The sequence below is a fragment of the Aneurinibacillus migulanus genome (assembly GCF_001274715.1).
In the GTDB taxonomy this organism is placed as follows: domain Bacteria; phylum Bacillota; class Bacilli; order Aneurinibacillales; family Aneurinibacillaceae; genus Aneurinibacillus; species Aneurinibacillus migulanus.
On sequence record NZ_LGUG01000004.1, the window covers coordinates 2,156,406 to 2,172,689 of the forward strand.

Here is a 16,284-nt window from a genome sequence, read left to right on the forward strand (position 1 = left end):
GGCCGGGATATGAACCGGCCGTTTTTTGTATAGGAATGTTTTCGAGATTGGTGCATACATAAGTTTGGTAAAGTAATAGGGAGGAATTCTTTTCTTTGATTGCGAAATGATAATAGGAAAGGGAGGAAATGGCCTACGATTGCGCCTGTTTTTTCTTATTACACGATGAGAGGGGGAAGCGGTCCTATACCGCACCATACCATGGAACAAACTTCACAAAAAACGCTTCCGAAACGTTCGGAAACCAAGCAGGAATTCAAATGGAAGCTCGAGAGTATTTTTGCATCCGATGCCGCCTGGGAGGACGAGTATAAAAAAGTACAGGAATTGATAGAGCAAATTCAGAGCTTCCAGGGCAGGTTAAACGAATCGCCCACCGTGTTGGCTGAGTGTATGAAAACATATGAACAGCTTGGTCTCGCAATGGAACGTGTTTATGTATACGCACGTATGCGCCGAGATGAGGATAATACGAATACGAAATACCAGGCATTGACCGATCGGGCAGCTTCGCTTAGCATTCGGGTCTCCAGCGCAATTTCTTTTCTTGTGCCGGAAATTCTTGCCATGCCGAATGAGCGTCTTGAGAGCTATATCGCTGACGAGACATTAGCTTTGTATCGCTTCTATCTGAATGAAATTAAACGACAAAAAGAGCATGTGTTAAGCGCACAAGAAGAACAAATTATTGCACAGGCGGGAGAGCTCGCACAGGCGCCGCAGACGATTTTCGGCATGATCAATAATGCTGACATGACTTTTCCGATGATTACCGATGAAAATGGTGAAGAGGTGCAATTGACACATGGCCGCTACATTCAATTCATGGAGAATCCGGATCGTCGTGTGCGTCAGGACGCTTTTAAAGCAATGTACGATACGTACGGCAAGCAGAAGAACACGATTGCTGCAACGCTCAATGCCAGCGTTAAAAAAGATGTATTCTATGCACGCATACGCAAATATCCATCCGCACTTGCTGCGTCCCTAGATAACGATAATATTTCAGTCGACGTCTATACGAATCTCATTCAAGCTGTTCGTGATAACCTTTCGGCCATGCACCGGTACGTTTCGTTGCGCAAAAAGCTGCTCGGGGTGGATGAGCTACACATGTATGACTTGTATGTGCCGATGGTCAAAGAAGTGAAAATGGAGATTCCTTACGATCAGGCGCTTGATCTGGTGCAAAAAGGACTTGCACCACTCGGTGAAGATTATGCTAAAGTTCTGCAGGAAGCCTTCACGTCCGGTTGGATTGATGTGTATGAAAACGAAGGAAAAACAAGTGGCGCGTATTCATGGGGAGCATACGGCACGCACCCGTTCGTACTGATGAATTACCAGAACAACGTTAATAACATGTTTACATTGGCGCATGAGATGGGGCATGCTATGCACAGCTATTATAGTGACAAGCACCAACCGTATCTCGATGCCCAGTACAAAATCTTCGTAGCTGAGGTTGCATCTACACTTAACGAATCGCTTCTGATGGATTATATGCTTAAGAATACAGATGACCCACGTAAGAAGATGTACCTTCTCAACTATTACCTTGAGCAGTTCCGTGGCACGGTGTATCGTCAGACGATGTTCGCCGAATTTGAGAAGATGATTCATGAAAAGGTAGAAGCAGGAGAACCGTTGACTCCAGAAACGCTGTGCGACATGTATTATGATTTGAATCTGGATTACCATGGGCCAGATATGGTCATTGATGAGGATATTAGAATGGAATGGGCGCGCATTCCGCATTTCTACAATGATTTCTATGTTTACCAGTACGCGACCGGATTTTCCGCTGCGACAGCACTGTCGCAGCAAATTTTGAATGAAGGGTCTCCAGCAGTTGAACGTTATTTGACATTTTTGCAGAGTGGAGGCTCGGACTATCCGCTTGAACTTTTACGTAAAGCAGGTGTCGATATGGCATCACCTAAACCAGTCGTCCAAGCACTTAATGTATTTGCCCGTCTGCTTGATGAAATGGAAGAGCTAACGAAACACATATAGCCAGGAGAACACTAAAGGGAGAAGGCGAATGCCTTGTCCCTTTTCTTGTTTGTAATAGGCGACTTTGCCTACTTGGTTATTGCAAGGTGTTTTTCTAGCATTATGCAAGCAAGAAAAATAGTGCTATTGTAGGAAAACAATTTGTTGTATCTTGCGTCTATACTATAGGTTGGTTGTCCAAAACCGCATGCATAACAGGTTCCATCGGAAAGGAGATGTGTCACTGGCAACTTAGAGAGAGCAAGGGAGCGAGGAAAACAATGAGAAAAAGAGGACTGCTGCTATGGGCATTTCTGTTAATCTTTGCCTGGGTCATGCCCACGGCAGTGCAGGCGGCGCCTGCCATGTCGCTTGTAGTAAATGGCAAGGAAGTCAAGCCTGACGTTCCACCGCAACTCGTGCAAAATCGTACGATGATTCCGCTATATTTTGCAGGAGAGGCGTACGGTGTTGATGTGAAGTGGAACAACAATACAAGAACGGTTACGATTGATGATCATGCTGGGAAAATCATTACGATGAAACCAGGCAACAAGACCGCCTATGTGAATGGAAAAGCGGTAACGCTTGAGGTAGCGCCCAAGATTATTAAAGACAGAACATTCCTGCCGCTGCGTCAAGTAGGGGATTGGCTCGGAGCTACCGTTGGGTGGGACGCCGCAGCTAATACGGTTACTTTTAACGACAAGAAAAGCATCGCTGTGAACGGCAATGCCCTCACACAGGCACCTGTTTATCAACTGCCTTATGGACACTTCGTCAGACTGAATGATGTAGCAAAACCGCTCGGCTACGAGGTGAAAAAGGAGGCAGGGAAAGTAATTCTCGAGCAAGGAGCAGAGAAATATACCATCTCACAGGCATCCGCCAAACAGGCAAACGGTTACCGCCTAATCGATGGATACTTTGCTGTTACTCCAGAGTTCCTTTCGCAGGTTATCGGAGCAAAAGCCGATTGGAACGAGAACAAGACTGCATGCACATTGGACAAGCTGCAATACATTACAGGAATTTCTCGTACGGATGACGGAATTAGCGTAGAATCTCAAGGCAAAATGTCATATAGCCAATTTACGCTCGACAATCCAGACCGAATCGTTATTGATTTCAACCATGCCCGTCTAAAAGACGGAGTGAGCGTATCCGGTACTTCTTCCAAGGTAGAGAACGTACGCTACAGCCAGTACAGTCTCTCGCCTGACAGAGTACGGGTCGTCCTTGAAATGTCTGCACCGTATACATACGGTATAACTGCCACCGACGGCATGACAAAGGTAACGCTGCAACAAGCTAAACCGACTCCAACGCCGACACCGAAACCGGGCGCTTCTGATCCGTTCGTCATCGTGCTTGATCCTGGTCACGGCGGTAGCGACTCAGGTGCAGTGGGTACGGCTAGCAACTATGAGAAAAATCTGGTGCTGTCGGTTGCTAAGGTCACGGAATCGATTCTGAAACAAAACCCTAACTTTAAAGTGATTATGACGCGTTCAGGCGATACATATCCGACGCTTAAGGATCGCGTGAACATAGCTAATAATGCGAAAGCGGATGTATTTCTGTCCTTCCATGCAAACTCTGCTACAGCAAGCGCGCACGGAACGGAAACATATTACAAAACGGCTCAAAGCAAGGAATTCGCTGCGATTGTTCATAAGCACCTAGTACAAGCGACAGGCTTTACCGACCGCGGTTTGCGTACGGCCAACTTCTATGTCGTGAAAAACACGAAAATGCCGTCCACGCTAATCGAAATCGGCTTTCTGACGAATGCAGCCGAGAATAAAAAAATGCTCGATCCTGCATTCCAGAAACGGGTAGGCGAAGCAGTGGCAGCTGCCATTGTAGAATATTACAACAAAAAACATTAATGTTTATAAAGTAAAACTTCCATCGGTGAGGTCTTCATACCTCACTGATGGTTAGTTGAGCTTATCGGGGTTTTACGGTCCGTTGGACTGGGATAAAAAGAAAGGTTCTTCAAAAGATATTCAGGAAGGGCCTTTCTTTTTTTTGTGCAATTATCTAAGATAAGAGGACAATGCGATGTGGAAGGAGCAATCGAATACATGGTGTGGCAGCGAATTCGCCCATTTTTATTTATTACGGCAGGCAGTTTTTTGTACTCCATCGCCGTAAATCTGTTTTTTGTTACGAATAAACTGGCGCAGGGCGGAGTAACCGGTATTTCCCTATTACTACATTATAAGCTTGGTACGCCTGTTGGTTTGCTTATTATTCTAATAAACATTCCAGTCTTTATTCTTGGTTATTTTGTTCTGGGGCGAGGCTTTTTGATACGGAGTGCATACGGAATGCTGGCTGCTTCGATTTTTATTGACTTAACTTCGGCATGGCAAGTCCCACCGCTGCAAAATGTGATTTTGGCTCCATTGTATGGCGGAATCATTGCAGGTGCTGGATTAGGTCTCGTATTCCGCGTAGGAGGAACTTCTGGGGGCGGCGATATTATTGCACGCGTGCTGCAGCATAAATTCCGGCGCATTGATCTGGGAAAGTTTTTGTTTGGTATTGACTTTACCATTATTGCGATCTCCGCCCTTATTGTCGGTGTCGAGAAAGCGATGCTGACGGTAGTAGCTGTTTATGTTAGTGCGCGGGTGGTGGACTTACTGCTCTCAGGATTTCAGAAACAACGCAGCGTCATTATCATCTCCAGCAAGCCTGATGAGATTACGAAGGAAATTCATAAGCGTCTTGTGCGTGGAGTAACGATGCTCCACTCGATGGGAGGTTACTCACGTCGGGAAGGAGAGGTGCTACTGGTCGTCGTACAGTTATATGAAACAGATAAACTGCGCCGCCTTGTCGAAGAAATCGACCCACGTGCTTTTATTCTTGCACTTGAGGCGAAAGAAGTGCATGGAGAAGGATTCAGCTTTCCTTCACCGGCTCGTAGTCACTTGGGGGAAGAGAATCGATAAGAAAAAGCAGCCGTTTACCATGTATATGATAACGATGGTAAGCGGCTGTTCTTGTTAAATTATCAGGTTACTTGTGTGGTTTTGAAGAAGCGATGGTATTTCCCAATAAGTAACCATGCGCCATACCCATTCCAGTGGCCCAAGTCTAAAGAAGCGCAACCAGACTACACTGAAAATAAGTTGTATGATGAAAATCCCTAGGCAAAGGAACAACGATTGAATATACGTAATACGCTCAAATAAATGAAGTGCATGTCTGGCAAGTTAGAATGAGAACTGTCTGAAAAACATAATTTGTCAACTTTTGCTATGGCCTGTGTAATTATCATTACATCTAACTTACATTAATGTAAGTTAGATAAGTTACAGTTAATATTTTGACATGGTAGCGTGGTTGGAAGTAGGAGAAATGGAGAAGGAAGAGGGTGGATACGCCCTGCGCCTCGGCAGAAAAAAGGCGGACATGTCTTTTTCCGACCGCTCCCACCCACCACCCTTCCTTCTTTTCTTACCTCCCACCATGAAAATTTGTCGATGTATCAAATCAGATGTATACAGTCATTATGCTTTTTCATCTTGTTGTTTTTGCGTCGTAAATGGTGTTTCAGTCGGAGGGTTTTGGGGTATTATTTCGGCAGTCGGCAAAATGTACCGCCGGACAATCGGCACGTACGATAATACTTTATAAGCGATTGTCATAACCGGGACGCGCATCGTAATCTTCCCTGCAATGATTCCTATCATTGCCCCTCCAATAACATCGAGTGGATAGTGAACCCCTACATAAATACGAGAGTATGTCATAATTAAAGCGCACGGTAACGTCCACCAGATCGATTTTGGGAATAATCGATACAGCACATACATAGAAACAAAAGAGGATACCGCATGACCTGATGGAAAAGAAGATGAGATCGGCATGTGAGTAAGATGGATAACTTGCTCCTCCACAGCAGGCGGTCTCGGGCGCATAATCGCGAATTTCATCGCATATTCGATAACGCCACCGATGCCGATACCAGCAAACAGGGTCGCTGCAGGACGAAGTCCGCCGACACGTTGCCGAATAAGCAACAGGACCATTACAATCAGAAACCAGAATAACCCTTTGTCGCTGATGGCGGAGGCGAAAATCATAAACCAATCAAGTGAGGGGATATTTAACTGTACATTCAACCAATGAAAAAGCTGCTGGTCGAAAGAAAGAATTGCTTCCATATGCACCACCTGTATTTATATAATGAAATTATGAAACAAAATGGACGACCCGGACGTATTTATGATGGTAGCTATTTTATACGATGTGCAATATAGATGCAAGATGCGGAATAACTTTCTTGTATTTATTTGAGAATGAGATAAGATATAGAATGGTAGACATCTTATAGAAAAATAGAATTGCACGAGAGAAAGAGAGAAAGGAAGACGAATCGTGTTATTTCCTACCTCAAAACGAATGGAGCAACTGAATCAAAACAAAATGTCTGCGACGGCGGTAGCCTCTTCTTCTTTATCCTTGCCGCGCAGGTTGTCCAGACGCTGGTTCCGTGTTGCAGTGTGGGCGTTGTGGATTGGCTGTATAATCTCCTCGCTTGCACTTGGCTGGTTTTATTTGACGCCACAGGGAACCAAGTTACGGGGAATTGTCGCAGAAGCAGTGTATACATCGAAGCAAACGAAATACACGTGGCTGCTCGTGGGAACGAGCGGTGTAGAGAAAATTAAAGAGAATTTTCAACGACAGGCGGAAGCAAATCATCTTGCCAAACAAGATATGAGTCTTGTGAAGATAGCGACACCGGATCCACAACATACGCTCACCCCTTCTACGCTAATTGATGTGGAAGATATTCGTGGAGAGACGTATGTTGGCAAAATCATGTACATTAAGGACCCACGTCTAATTCATGTGGTCGCTAGCCATAATCCAGGCGGGGAAAAAGTAAGTAACATAGCCACACGCAAAAATGCATTAGCCGCAATTAATGGTGGGGGATTCTTCTTAACCGATAAAACCGAAGAGATGATAGGTCCGGAGTTTGAAGATGTAGAGCGGATTATGCATCCACTTGGCATTATTATCAGTGAAGGTAAACTTGTGAGCGGTGATAGAGAGGCAGAACAGGATATCGTTGGATTTACAAAAGACGGAGTGTTGATTAGCGGACGTTATACGTACGAGCAGATGAAAAAGCTGGGCGTTCAAGAAGCGGTAAGCTTCTTGCCACGTCTAGTTGTTAATGGAAAACCGATGATTACAGAAGGCGACGGCGGATGGGGCGTGGCACCACGTACTGCGATCGCTCAAAAGAAAGACGGAACGGTCATGTTCCTCGTTATCGACGGCAGGGCAATCCATAGCTTTGGAGCTACGCTGAAGGATGTGCAGGAAGAGCTGCTTAAGCGAGGGGCTGTAAATGCGGTTAACCTTGATGGAGGCTCTTCGTCTAGTATGTACCACCGGGGCAAGTTGATTACGACGCCGTCCGGTATCGCCGGAGAAAAGCCGATGCCAAATGCATTTGTCGTATACAATCCTGCCAACAAATATGGAGGATATGTATACGGAGCCAAGCAGGAAAAACCTCGTTCATAAAGTAAAGCTTTAATCAACAAGAGAGGGTTCCTTCCCCATGAATGGTTCGTTGCATGTAATGGGGTCTTAAGGGTAATTATTCCTCGCGTAGCTTACGTGAAGTGGGAGACGTTAGGCCGTGATAAAAATGGAGTAGGCAGAGAGCCTCTCCGTTTTTTATATTAATAAAAAAGCAATGAGGGTGTAATGTATGAAGCATGAGAGAGAAGAAAAAGCAAGAGCTGCAGGTATCGGTTACTCGATTATAGCCTATATAGCCTGGGGATTGTTGCCGCTGTACTGGAAGTATCTGGACAGAGTATCTGCCTTTGAAATTCTGGCTCATCGGATTTTTTGGTCTTTTTTATTTGTTGCGTTTTTACTATTGCTATATCGGCGCTGGGAGCCATTTAAGAAGGCATTGCTTAATCGGAAGATCGCATTAGCTGCGTTCCTCAGTTCGGTATTAATAAGCGCCAACTGGTTTATTTATATTTGGGGCGTGAATAATGGACATGTAATCGAAGCCAGTCTCGGCTACTACATTAACCCGTTGCTTAGCGTAGCGCTAGGAGTGGTAGTTCTAAAAGAGCGCCTGTCGCGCTGGCAGGTGATGGCGCTTGTGCTTGCGGGCATCGGGGTTATTATTTTAACCGTACAGTATGGCAAGATACCGTGGATTTCGTTTGCCCTGGCAATTACTTTCGGCTTTTATGGCCTGGCTAAGAAAAAAGCACAGACGGAGGCATTGGTTGGTCTGGCGCTGGAGACAGTATTCATGGCTCCGCTTGCACTTGGCTATATGGTGTTTGCGGAAGCTAGCGGCATAGGCGTTATCGGGTTTGTATCGCCACCTGAAATGACTCTGCTTATCGGGACAGGCGTGGTGACGGCACTACCGCTTCTATGGTTTGCCAAGGGCGCTCGGGCGGTACCATTATCCACTATGGGATTTATTCAGTACATGGCTCCGACAATTAGTTTAATACTAGGGGTATTCGTGTTTAAAGAGGCGTTTACATCCGTGCATATGGTTAGCTTCGCGTTTATTTGGTGTGCGCTACTGCTGTATTCCCTATCTTATACAAGCATAGCTCAGACATCCCGTTATGGAAAAGCTCGTCCGTAACCAGTGGACGCATCGAGAAAAACACTTCCGTTATCGTAATATGACGGAAGTGTTTTTTGTATTCGAAAGCAAGACTCTCTCCTCTCTTTGTTTTTCGTGCTATACTATTCAGCAATGATATAATTAACCCGTTTTTTCTCAGTTAAGGGAGGAAATAGATATGCTGGATAACTTGTTGGTTTCACAGATGATGTTGCCAGCTTCCATACGTGATGTAAGCGTCTACCATATTATGTACAGGGCCGGCGATATCGTGGTGGCCGGATATTTAGCACAACCAAAAGCACACCGGAAATGCCCAGCGCTCGTCTATTGTAGAGGAGGCATTCATCGGATCGGCATGGTACAGCTTGGATGGATTGAACATATGGCCGCCTGCGGATTCGTTGTATGTGCTCCTTCATACAGGGGAAATGAAGGCGGTGAGGGTCAGGATGAATTCGGAGGAGCAGATCGTCAGGATGTATACGGAGCATTGCAATTGCTTTCACGTCTGCCTCAGGTCGATGCGAAGAGAATCGGGGCAGTAGGCTTCTCACGCGGCGCGGTCGGCGCATTTCTGGCAGCAGCAGAGACGGATCAGATCGGTGCGCTCGTTTCATGGGGCGGTGTAGTCGATCTGCATCTAACATATGAAGAACGAGAGGATTTGCGCCGTATGCTTAAGCGTGTCATTGGACATCCGGTGAAGGATGCACATGCTTATATGGAGCGCTCGGCGCTGTATCGTGCCACAGAAATCAAGTGTCCGGTTTTGTTCGTTCAGGGTGGATGTGATGAGTTGGTCAGTCCTCGTCATCCGAACTATATGGCGAGGCGATTGGAAGAACTAAGAAAGCCTTATGATTTTTGGTATTATCCAGAATACGGCCATCATTTTCCGGAAGCCGCCCATTACGGTGCACTTAGCGATACGTGTCATTGGTTAAAAGATAAGCTATTTTCTTTTTGAATTCTTTGATAAGAGAGGAGGGGCGGAGTGCGGATATTTCGGCGGTTATGGTGGTTTATCAGGGCCCATAAGAAGAAGTACATAATAGGTATATTGTTGCTTGTGATATGTGATGTACTTGTACTACTCCCCCCTTGGTTGGTAGGTGAGCTCATCAACCGGATGCGGGTTGGAACGCTGCAGGGACAGGGACTCGTCTGGAACGTAGCGCTCATTGTGGCGCTGGCCTTCCTGCTATATGGGATGCGTTTCGCTTGGCGGTATTATCTGTTCGGTGCTTCGCTTATTCTGGAGAAGACATTGCGTAATCGCCTGTTTGGGCATTTGACACAGATGAGTCCGGCTTTTTATGATCGCAGGCGTACTGGTGATTTAATGGCACTTGCAACGAACGATATCGTAGCCATCGAGATGACATCAAGCATAGGAATCTTGATGTTGGTTGATTCGCTGACCATGACGCTGGTGGCTTTGTCCGCGATGGTCGTACTTATCAGCTGGAAATTGACGCTGGCAGCACTATTGCCATTACCTTTGCTGGCATGGGCAACCAGTTATTACGGCAAGCTGCTGCATGACCGTTTTTTCGATGCCCAGACAGCATTCGGCAGGTTAAATGATCACGTGCAGGAATCGATTTCAGGTATCCGTGTACTGCGTGCGTTTGTTCAAGAGCAGCCAGATGTTATCTCATTTACGAAAACGGCGGATGACGTGATGGAGAAGAACATTCGTGTGGCCAAGATTGACGCGTTGTTTGAGCCAACGATTTTATTTCTAATCGGGGTCAGCTTTCTTATTGGCATCGGTTATGGGACAACACTTGTGTTCAACAGCGAACTTACACTAGGTGAGCTCGTATCGTTCAATCTATATCTTGGATTGTTAATTTGGCCCATGCTTGCGCTTGGGTGGTTAATGAACATTGTGCAACGGGGGAGTGCTTCATGGGAGAGGTTAAGTGATGTGTTAGAAGAGGAACCTGAGATTACAGGCGGAACGGAGTCCAAGGGACAAGAAAAAACACGAGCCAGCCTAGAGGTGACAAATCTCACCTTCCGATATCCCGGGCAGGAATCGGCTGCGCTGTGTGACATATCTCTTATGGTGCGACCAGGGCAGACGGTGGGCATTGTAGGCCGGACGGGAAGCGGTAAATCCACATTGATGAAGCTATGGCTGCATTTTTATACGGTGCCTGAATGCTCGATATGTGTGGAGGGAATTCCTATCGAACAGTGGAATACGGCCGCTTTGAGGTCCCGGTTCGGCTATGTGCCCCAGGATCACTTTTTATTTTCACGTACTGTAAAGGAGAATATAGTGTTTGGAGACGAAGGAGCTTCTGATGAGGCCGTCGAACGTGCGCTTGGAAATGCTGCGCTGGAGGTGGATATGACACACTTGCCCGGGGGACTTGCGACTACTGTCGGTGAACGGGGGATTACACTATCCGGCGGGCAAAAGCAGCGCATCAGCATCGCCCGGGCGCTAGTAATGGAGCCGGAAGTACTGTTGCTCGATGACTCGTTGTCGGCGGTCGATGCACGAACGGAAGAGACCATTCTTAGCCATCTGCGCAGGGAGCGAAGAGGGAAAACAACAGTCATTGTCGCGCACCGAATGTCAGCGGTCATGCATGCGGACCGAATTTATGTAATGGATGCAGGTCGTATTGCTGAACAGGGAACGCATCTTGAACTTATAGCGCAGGACGGCTGGTATGCTGAACAGTTCCGTCGCCAACAGGCTCAGGCTACGCTTGAAGATGAGGGGGAAGACGCATGAGGAACCCGAATTCTACGCTGCGTCGACTGCTTGGCTATACGACGCCTCATCGCTTGTCAATCACGATTGCGCTACTGTTGCTCATTGTTGCTACCGCAGCTGAGCTCGCAGGCCCTTTTATCGCGAAGCGAGCCATTGATGTGCACATTCTTGGGATCGAGAAGCCTTGGCGTGTATATGCAAAGGGCACAGCACCAACGGGCACACCGCAAGTAGAGCATGCGGATCGCATATGGATTCGTGAAGAATGGCTGACACGTAACGGGCACAAGTTTGACATCACTGGCGGAGAAAAAAGGCAGATTCTTGAAGTAAACCGCACATATTATGCGTTGCCAACCGTTACCCCGTTCGAGGGCGAACGAACAATTAGTGAACGAGACGGAAAGACAGAATTAACCATAACACTTGGCGACAAACAAGTCTCCTATCCGGTCGAGGCGATTGCGCCTGCGGATGTCAGAGCGTTCTACGCACCGGAAATTCGTCCGCTAACCCAGCTTGTGCTTCTATACATCGGACTTCTGCTTATTGCCGGTATACTTCAATATATCCAGGCTCTTTCGTTGCAGAGTACTGCGCACCGAATTATCCGCCAGATACGGGTTGATATTTTTTCGCATTTACAGAATCTGTCGATTGCGTTTTTTGATCGGACACCTACAGGACATATCATTTCCCGGGTAACAAATGATACGGAAGCCGTTCGGGAATTGTTTGTTAGCATCATGGCAATTTTCGTTCAAAACATTGTATATATGATTGGGATTTTAGTTGCGTTGTTTATTTTGCAGCCTGAGCTGGCGCTGCTCTGTATCGGTCTGCTCCCGCTTATTGCTGTAATTATTGCGTTATTTAGGCGCTATAGTTCACGCATTTATGGCGAGATTCGGTCCCGGCTGAGCGAAATGAACGGAATGCTGAATGAAATGATTCAGGGTATGGGAATCGTGCAGGCATTTCGCCGTGAACAGGCAGTACAAAAAGAGTTCACTACCGTAAACGAAACGTATTTCAGGGCACGCTTTCGTGAGGTAAAGCTCGATGGACTATTGCTGCGTCCGGCAGTGGATGTCATTAGTAACTTAATGCTTGCGCTTGTCATCTGGTATTTCGGCAGCCAATCGATGCATAATGCCATTTCTTTCGGCGTGTTATATGCGTATGTTGATTATTTGAGTCGTTTTTTCGAGCCGATTAACACTATTATGGAGCGCCTGTCGACGATGCAACAGTCGCTAACATCTGCGGAGCGTGTATTTGAAGTGATGGATGAGCCGGCGCCTGTATGTGATAAACAAGACAGCGGGAGTCAGGGAGCGGTATCGCGTCTTTCCGGGAATGTCGTGTTTGACAATGTATCGTTTGCTTATCGCGATGACCATAGGGTACTGCATAACATCTCTTTTTCCGCGCAGCCTGGGCAAACCATTGGGATTGTAGGCCATACCGGTTCCGGCAAAAGCTCCTTGATAAATCTACTGCTTGGATTTTATGAGCCGCAGAGGGGGACCATTTATATCGACGGAAGAAAAATGGAGGACTATCCACTGCAGGAACTGCGTCGGCAGATGGCACTTGTCATGCAGGATCCATTTATTTTTACGGGAGATATTTCATTTAATATTCGGTTGCACGAGACGACAGGCATCTCTGATACAGATGTGCAAACGGCCGCGAGTGCAGTGCAGGCGGCTTCGTTTATCGAAGGCCTTTCGCATGGATACAAGGAACCCGTCATTGAACGGGGTGGTAATTTCTCGAGCGGGGAACGTCAGTTGCTTTCTTTTGCACGGGCGATGGCATTTAATCCGGCTATTCTGATTCTCGATGAGGCGACGGCTAGTATCGACAGTGAAACCGAAGCACGGATTCAGCAGGGGCTTAGGGAACTTGCCAAAGGGCGTACGACATTCATCATTGCACACCGCCTTTCCACCATTAAAGACGCCGACTTAATTCTTGTACTGCATCAGGGGCGTATCGTTGAGCGGGGAACTCATGAAGAACTACTTCGGGCAAAAGGCAGATATTACGTCATGTATCAACTGCAGCAAGGTGGCAAAGTAAAGAACAAATAAAATTGGAAAAAATAAGATTATAACATGCTGTGTGTAATAATCTATAAATCTGGGTAAATACTAATCATACCACGATAGAATTTACATTAGATGCAAAGGAGGACACACACATGGGATTCATTTGGTCACTCATTGTCGGAGGTATTATCGGATGGATAGCAGGGGCTCTTATGGGGCGCGACATCCCCGGAGGAATCATTGGTAATATTATCGCCGGTTTTATCGGTGCATGGATCGGTTCCGCACTGCTTGGCAACTGGGGTCCGGTTGTAGGAGGATTTGCGATTATCCCAGCCATCATCGGCGCCGTTGTCCTTGTGTTTATCGTGAGCCTGGTGATGCGCAGCATGCGTCGTGAACGACACTAAAGAAAAGCCTGCACATAAAACACCATAGAAAACACTGAAAAAGGACGCTCGTTTCCCTAAGAGGAAACGGCGCCTTTTTTAGTGGATAAGAAAGAGCGAGGGGCCATGCCCGTAAGTTTTTCTTATTTTTGTATTCAGCGTGTTTCCGAACGCGTTCTCGTCTGCATGTAGTGAAACATTCCTTTTGCGTCCATTTCGATATCGAATGTAAACGAGTCCAGAATCGGATCGTTTTCTGGCACACCAAGTTTACTCAGTTCCTTATGAAAGTATTGACGAAGCTTTTCGGCAGTATGCTCCCATGTAGGATTTTCTTGATAGGCTTCTTCCGCGATACGGGAGAAAGCTTCGGTCCGTTCGATATTCTCTGCAATGACGCGTTTCGCATCGCTGTGACGACCGTAATGAGTCATAAATACTTGTTCGACGTCAAGTTCTGCAAAGCGACGCAACGTAGCAATCATCGCCTCTGGATCGAATTGAACCGGTGAAGAGGTCGGTGCGTAGAAATCAACGCCGAATTTCTCACGTAACCAAGGGGCACTCATCCCAGTGGAATCTCCGCTGAAAATGCCCTTGCTTGTCGGGTCATAAACGGCGAAGTGGTGATATGCATGTCCCGGACTATCGTAGAAGTAAAGAGTACGATTGTTTCCAATGGATAGCTCGAATTCATCGTCAGCGATGATCGCTTTCTCTTTCGGCACAGGTGTCATCGGCCCAAACAATCGGTCGAATTCATCTCCGTATACCTGTTTGGCGCCCGCGATTAATTTACTCGGATCGATCATATGTCTAGCACCGCGTGGATGTACGATAAGTTTGGCATTTGGTAACTTTTCGAGCAGTAATCCGGCTCCACCTGCATGATCAAGGTGAATGTGTGTTACAATGACGTATGTAATTTCTTCCGGATCTATGTTCAATTGTTTAAGTGCGTTTAACACACGGGGAACGGATACGCTTGCGCCCATCTCAACAATTGTTTTTTGTTCGGCATCGATGAAATATCCGGTAGAGCGTCCGCCTTCCATGCGGTCAACAAGTTCAATCTGGTAAATATCATGGCCGAGATTTACAATATGATTTGTTGTCACGCTAGCCTCTCCTAACCTTTTGATTTTTCTAAATTTAGTATTTTAATTATAGCATAAGGAGCTTTTATATGAGTAAAGTTGACATTATTGCGACCTCCACTTTTGGCCTTGAAGCGATTGTAGCGCGGGAGGTAAAACAGCTTGGGTATGAAAACGCTAAGGTAGAAAACGGAAAAGTCATGTTCACTGCAGACAAGCTAGCTATCTGCCGCGCTAATCTGTGGCTGAGAACAGCAGAGCGCATTCGCCTGAAAATCGGCGAGTTCAAAGCGACGACCTTTGATGAATTGTTTGAGCAAACTAAAGCATTACCATGGGCTGAATGGATTCCGGAAGATGCACAATTTCCAGTGGAAGGGAAGTCTGTAAAATCAACATTGTTTAGCGTTTCGGACTGTCAGGCCATCGTTAAAAAGGCGATTGTGGAAAGCATGAAGCAAAGCTACCGTAAAACATGGTTTGAAGAGACAGGGGCAATGTTCAAAGTTGAGGTGGCCTTACATAAAGACATCGCGACGTTAACAATTGACACGTCTGGTGCAGGTCTTCATAAGCGTGGGTACCGTCAGTTAATCAGTGGAGCACCGCTGAAGGAAACAATGGCCGCGGCTATGATTCAGCTCTCGTTCTGGAATCCGGACCGTCCGCTGCATGATCCGTTCTGTGGTTCCGGTACGATACCGATCGAGGCGGCGCTCATTGGACGCAACATCGCGCCAGGAATGAACCGTGAATTCGTCTCAGAAGAATGGCCTTCTATTCCGAAGAAGCTGTGGCAGGAAGCACGACGCGAGACGCATGATCTGGCCAAGTATGATCGTCCGCTCGAGATTACCGGTACGGATATTGACGGCGATATTATTGCCGTTGCAAATGAGAATGCAGAAGAAGCGATGATGGAGGATGCGGTACGCTTTAAGCGGCTACCGGTAGGTGCATATACGAGCGATGCCAAATACGGCTGCATTATATGTAATCCTCCGTATGGAGAGAGGCTCGGCGAGAAACGAGAAGTTGAGCAGCTTTATAAAGTGATGGGGAAAACATTCGGTGCGCTTGATACGTGGTCGTATTATATTCTTACATCGTATCCTGAATTTGAGCAGTTTTTTGGCAAGAAAGCTGACCGCAACCGTAAGCTGTATAACGGAAACCTGAAAACGTATTATTATCAATATTATGGCCCACGCCCGCCACGTGACTGAGGTTAATTGATAAAACTCTGTAGTTATAAGGTGTCTAAGCAATGATGAGGCGTTAGCAGCGTATTGTAGCACTTTTGATAGCATATTGGAGTAATGCTTGTCCAAATTTATTGCTGCCTCCATTTGCA

General features: G+C 46.5%; 14 protein-coding genes. 10 read left to right on the forward strand and 4 right to left on the reverse strand.

The genetic code is table 11. The features are described from left to right. The first annotated feature begins 201 nt into the window (after window positions 1–201). From pepF to AF333_RS12440, 3 genes are all read left to right on the forward strand, one after another. On the forward strand, window positions 202–2,016 hold the full coding sequence (gene pepF / locus AF333_RS12430) for an oligoendopeptidase F (RefSeq protein ID WP_043068898.1): 1,815 nt from the start codon (window positions 202–204) through the stop codon (window positions 2,014–2,016). Between the two features lie 260 nt (window positions 2,017–2,276). Then, window positions 2,277–3,887 (forward strand): N-acetylmuramoyl-L-alanine amidase, encoded by a 1,611-nt coding sequence (locus AF333_RS12435; protein WP_043068899.1) that lies wholly within the window; start codon window positions 2,277–2,279, stop codon window positions 3,885–3,887. Window positions 3,888–4,064: 177 nt separating this feature from the next. After that, window positions 4,065–4,961, forward strand: a complete 897-nt coding sequence (locus AF333_RS12440) for a YitT family protein (protein WP_052520688.1) — start codon at window positions 4,065–4,067, stop codon at window positions 4,959–4,961. Window positions 4,962–5,015: 54 nt separating this feature from the next. Here AF333_RS12440 and AF333_RS31790 read toward each other — a convergent pair whose 3' ends face one another. From AF333_RS31790 to AF333_RS12445, 3 genes are all read right to left on the reverse strand, one after another. Beyond that, a complete protein-coding gene (locus AF333_RS31790) occupies window positions 5,016–5,174 on the reverse strand; it encodes a DUF418 domain-containing protein (protein ID WP_235356734.1) in 159 nt (52 codons plus the stop codon). A gap of 156 nt (window positions 5,175–5,330) precedes the next feature. Beyond that, window positions 5,331–5,504, reverse strand: coding sequence for a hypothetical protein (locus AF333_RS35125; RefSeq protein ID WP_235496413.1), 174 nt, complete (start codon window positions 5,502–5,504; stop codon window positions 5,331–5,333). An 18-nt stretch (window positions 5,505–5,522) separates the two neighbouring features. Continuing rightward, window positions 5,523–6,179, reverse strand: coding sequence for a phosphatase PAP2 family protein (locus tag AF333_RS12445; RefSeq protein WP_052812404.1), 657 nt, complete (start codon window positions 6,177–6,179; stop codon window positions 5,523–5,525). A gap of 214 nt (window positions 6,180–6,393) precedes the next feature. Between AF333_RS12445 and AF333_RS12450 the strand changes: the two genes are divergently transcribed. From AF333_RS12450 to AF333_RS12475, 6 genes are all read left to right on the forward strand, one after another. Next, the gene (locus AF333_RS12450) at window positions 6,394–7,557 is read left to right on the forward strand and encodes a phosphodiester glycosidase family protein (protein ID WP_052520686.1); all 1,164 of its coding nucleotides are present in this window, start codon (window positions 6,394–6,396) and stop codon (window positions 7,555–7,557) included. 190 nt (window positions 7,558–7,747) lie between these two features. Beyond that, the gene (gene rarD / locus AF333_RS12455; protein WP_043068900.1) at window positions 7,748–8,665 is read left to right on the forward strand and encodes an EamA family transporter RarD; all 918 of its coding nucleotides are present in this window, start codon (window positions 7,748–7,750) and stop codon (window positions 8,663–8,665) included. A 160-nt stretch (window positions 8,666–8,825) separates the two neighbouring features. Next, window positions 8,826–9,617, forward strand: coding sequence for an alpha/beta hydrolase family protein (locus AF333_RS12460; RefSeq protein ID WP_043068901.1), 792 nt, complete (start codon window positions 8,826–8,828; stop codon window positions 9,615–9,617). A gap of 27 nt (window positions 9,618–9,644) precedes the next feature. Next, window positions 9,645–11,405 carry an ABC transporter ATP-binding protein gene (locus AF333_RS12465; protein ID WP_139188911.1) on the forward strand — a complete coding sequence of 587 codons (1,761 nt, stop codon included), beginning with the start codon at window positions 9,645–9,647 and terminating at the stop codon, window positions 11,403–11,405. Beyond that, window positions 11,402–13,486, forward strand: a complete 2,085-nt coding sequence (locus AF333_RS12470) for an ABC transporter ATP-binding protein (protein ID WP_043068902.1) — start codon at window positions 11,402–11,404, stop codon at window positions 13,484–13,486. The genes AF333_RS12465 and AF333_RS12470 overlap by 4 nt, the downstream gene beginning before the upstream one ends. A 110-nt stretch (window positions 13,487–13,596) precedes the next feature. Continuing rightward, the gene (locus AF333_RS12475; protein ID WP_043068903.1) at window positions 13,597–13,854 is read left to right on the forward strand and encodes a GlsB/YeaQ/YmgE family stress response membrane protein; all 258 of its coding nucleotides are present in this window, start codon (window positions 13,597–13,599) and stop codon (window positions 13,852–13,854) included. Between the two features lie 134 nt (window positions 13,855–13,988). Here AF333_RS12475 and AF333_RS12480 read toward each other — a convergent pair whose 3' ends face one another. After that, window positions 13,989–14,951, reverse strand: a complete 963-nt coding sequence (locus AF333_RS12480) for an MBL fold metallo-hydrolase (RefSeq protein ID WP_052812405.1) — start codon at window positions 14,949–14,951, stop codon at window positions 13,989–13,991. Window positions 14,952–15,019: 68 nt separating this feature from the next. On the opposite strand from AF333_RS12480, the gene AF333_RS12485 reads away from it, so the two are divergent. Continuing rightward, entirely contained in the window at window positions 15,020–16,156 is a 1,137-nt protein-coding gene (locus AF333_RS12485; protein ID WP_043068904.1) for a THUMP domain-containing class I SAM-dependent RNA methyltransferase, read from the forward strand. Window positions 16,157–16,284: the final 128 nt, after the last annotated feature.

Bases quoted from the DNA above. Each gene is read 5' to 3' on its own strand.
- pepF (WP_043068898.1), top strand. From the start codon at position 202: ATGGAACAAACTTCACAAAAAACGCTTCCGAAACGTTCGGAAACCAAG.
- AF333_RS12435 (WP_043068899.1), top strand. From the start codon at position 2,277: ATGAGAAAAAGAGGACTGCTGCTATGGGCATTTCTGTTAATCTTTGCC.
- AF333_RS12445 (WP_052812404.1), bottom strand. From the start codon at position 6,179: ATGGAAGCAATTCTTTCTTTCGACCAGCAGCTTTTTCATTGGTTGAAT.
- rarD (WP_043068900.1), top strand. From the start codon at position 7,748: ATGAAGCATGAGAGAGAAGAAAAAGCAAGAGCTGCAGGTATCGGTTAC.
- AF333_RS12460 (WP_043068901.1), top strand. From the start codon at position 8,826: ATGCTGGATAACTTGTTGGTTTCACAGATGATGTTGCCAGCTTCCATA.
- AF333_RS12470 (WP_043068902.1), top strand. From the start codon at position 11,402: ATGAGGAACCCGAATTCTACGCTGCGTCGACTGCTTGGCTATACGACG.
- AF333_RS12475 (WP_043068903.1), top strand. From the start codon at position 13,597: ATGGGATTCATTTGGTCACTCATTGTCGGAGGTATTATCGGATGGATA.
- AF333_RS12485 (WP_043068904.1), top strand. From the start codon at position 15,020: ATGAGTAAAGTTGACATTATTGCGACCTCCACTTTTGGCCTTGAAGCG.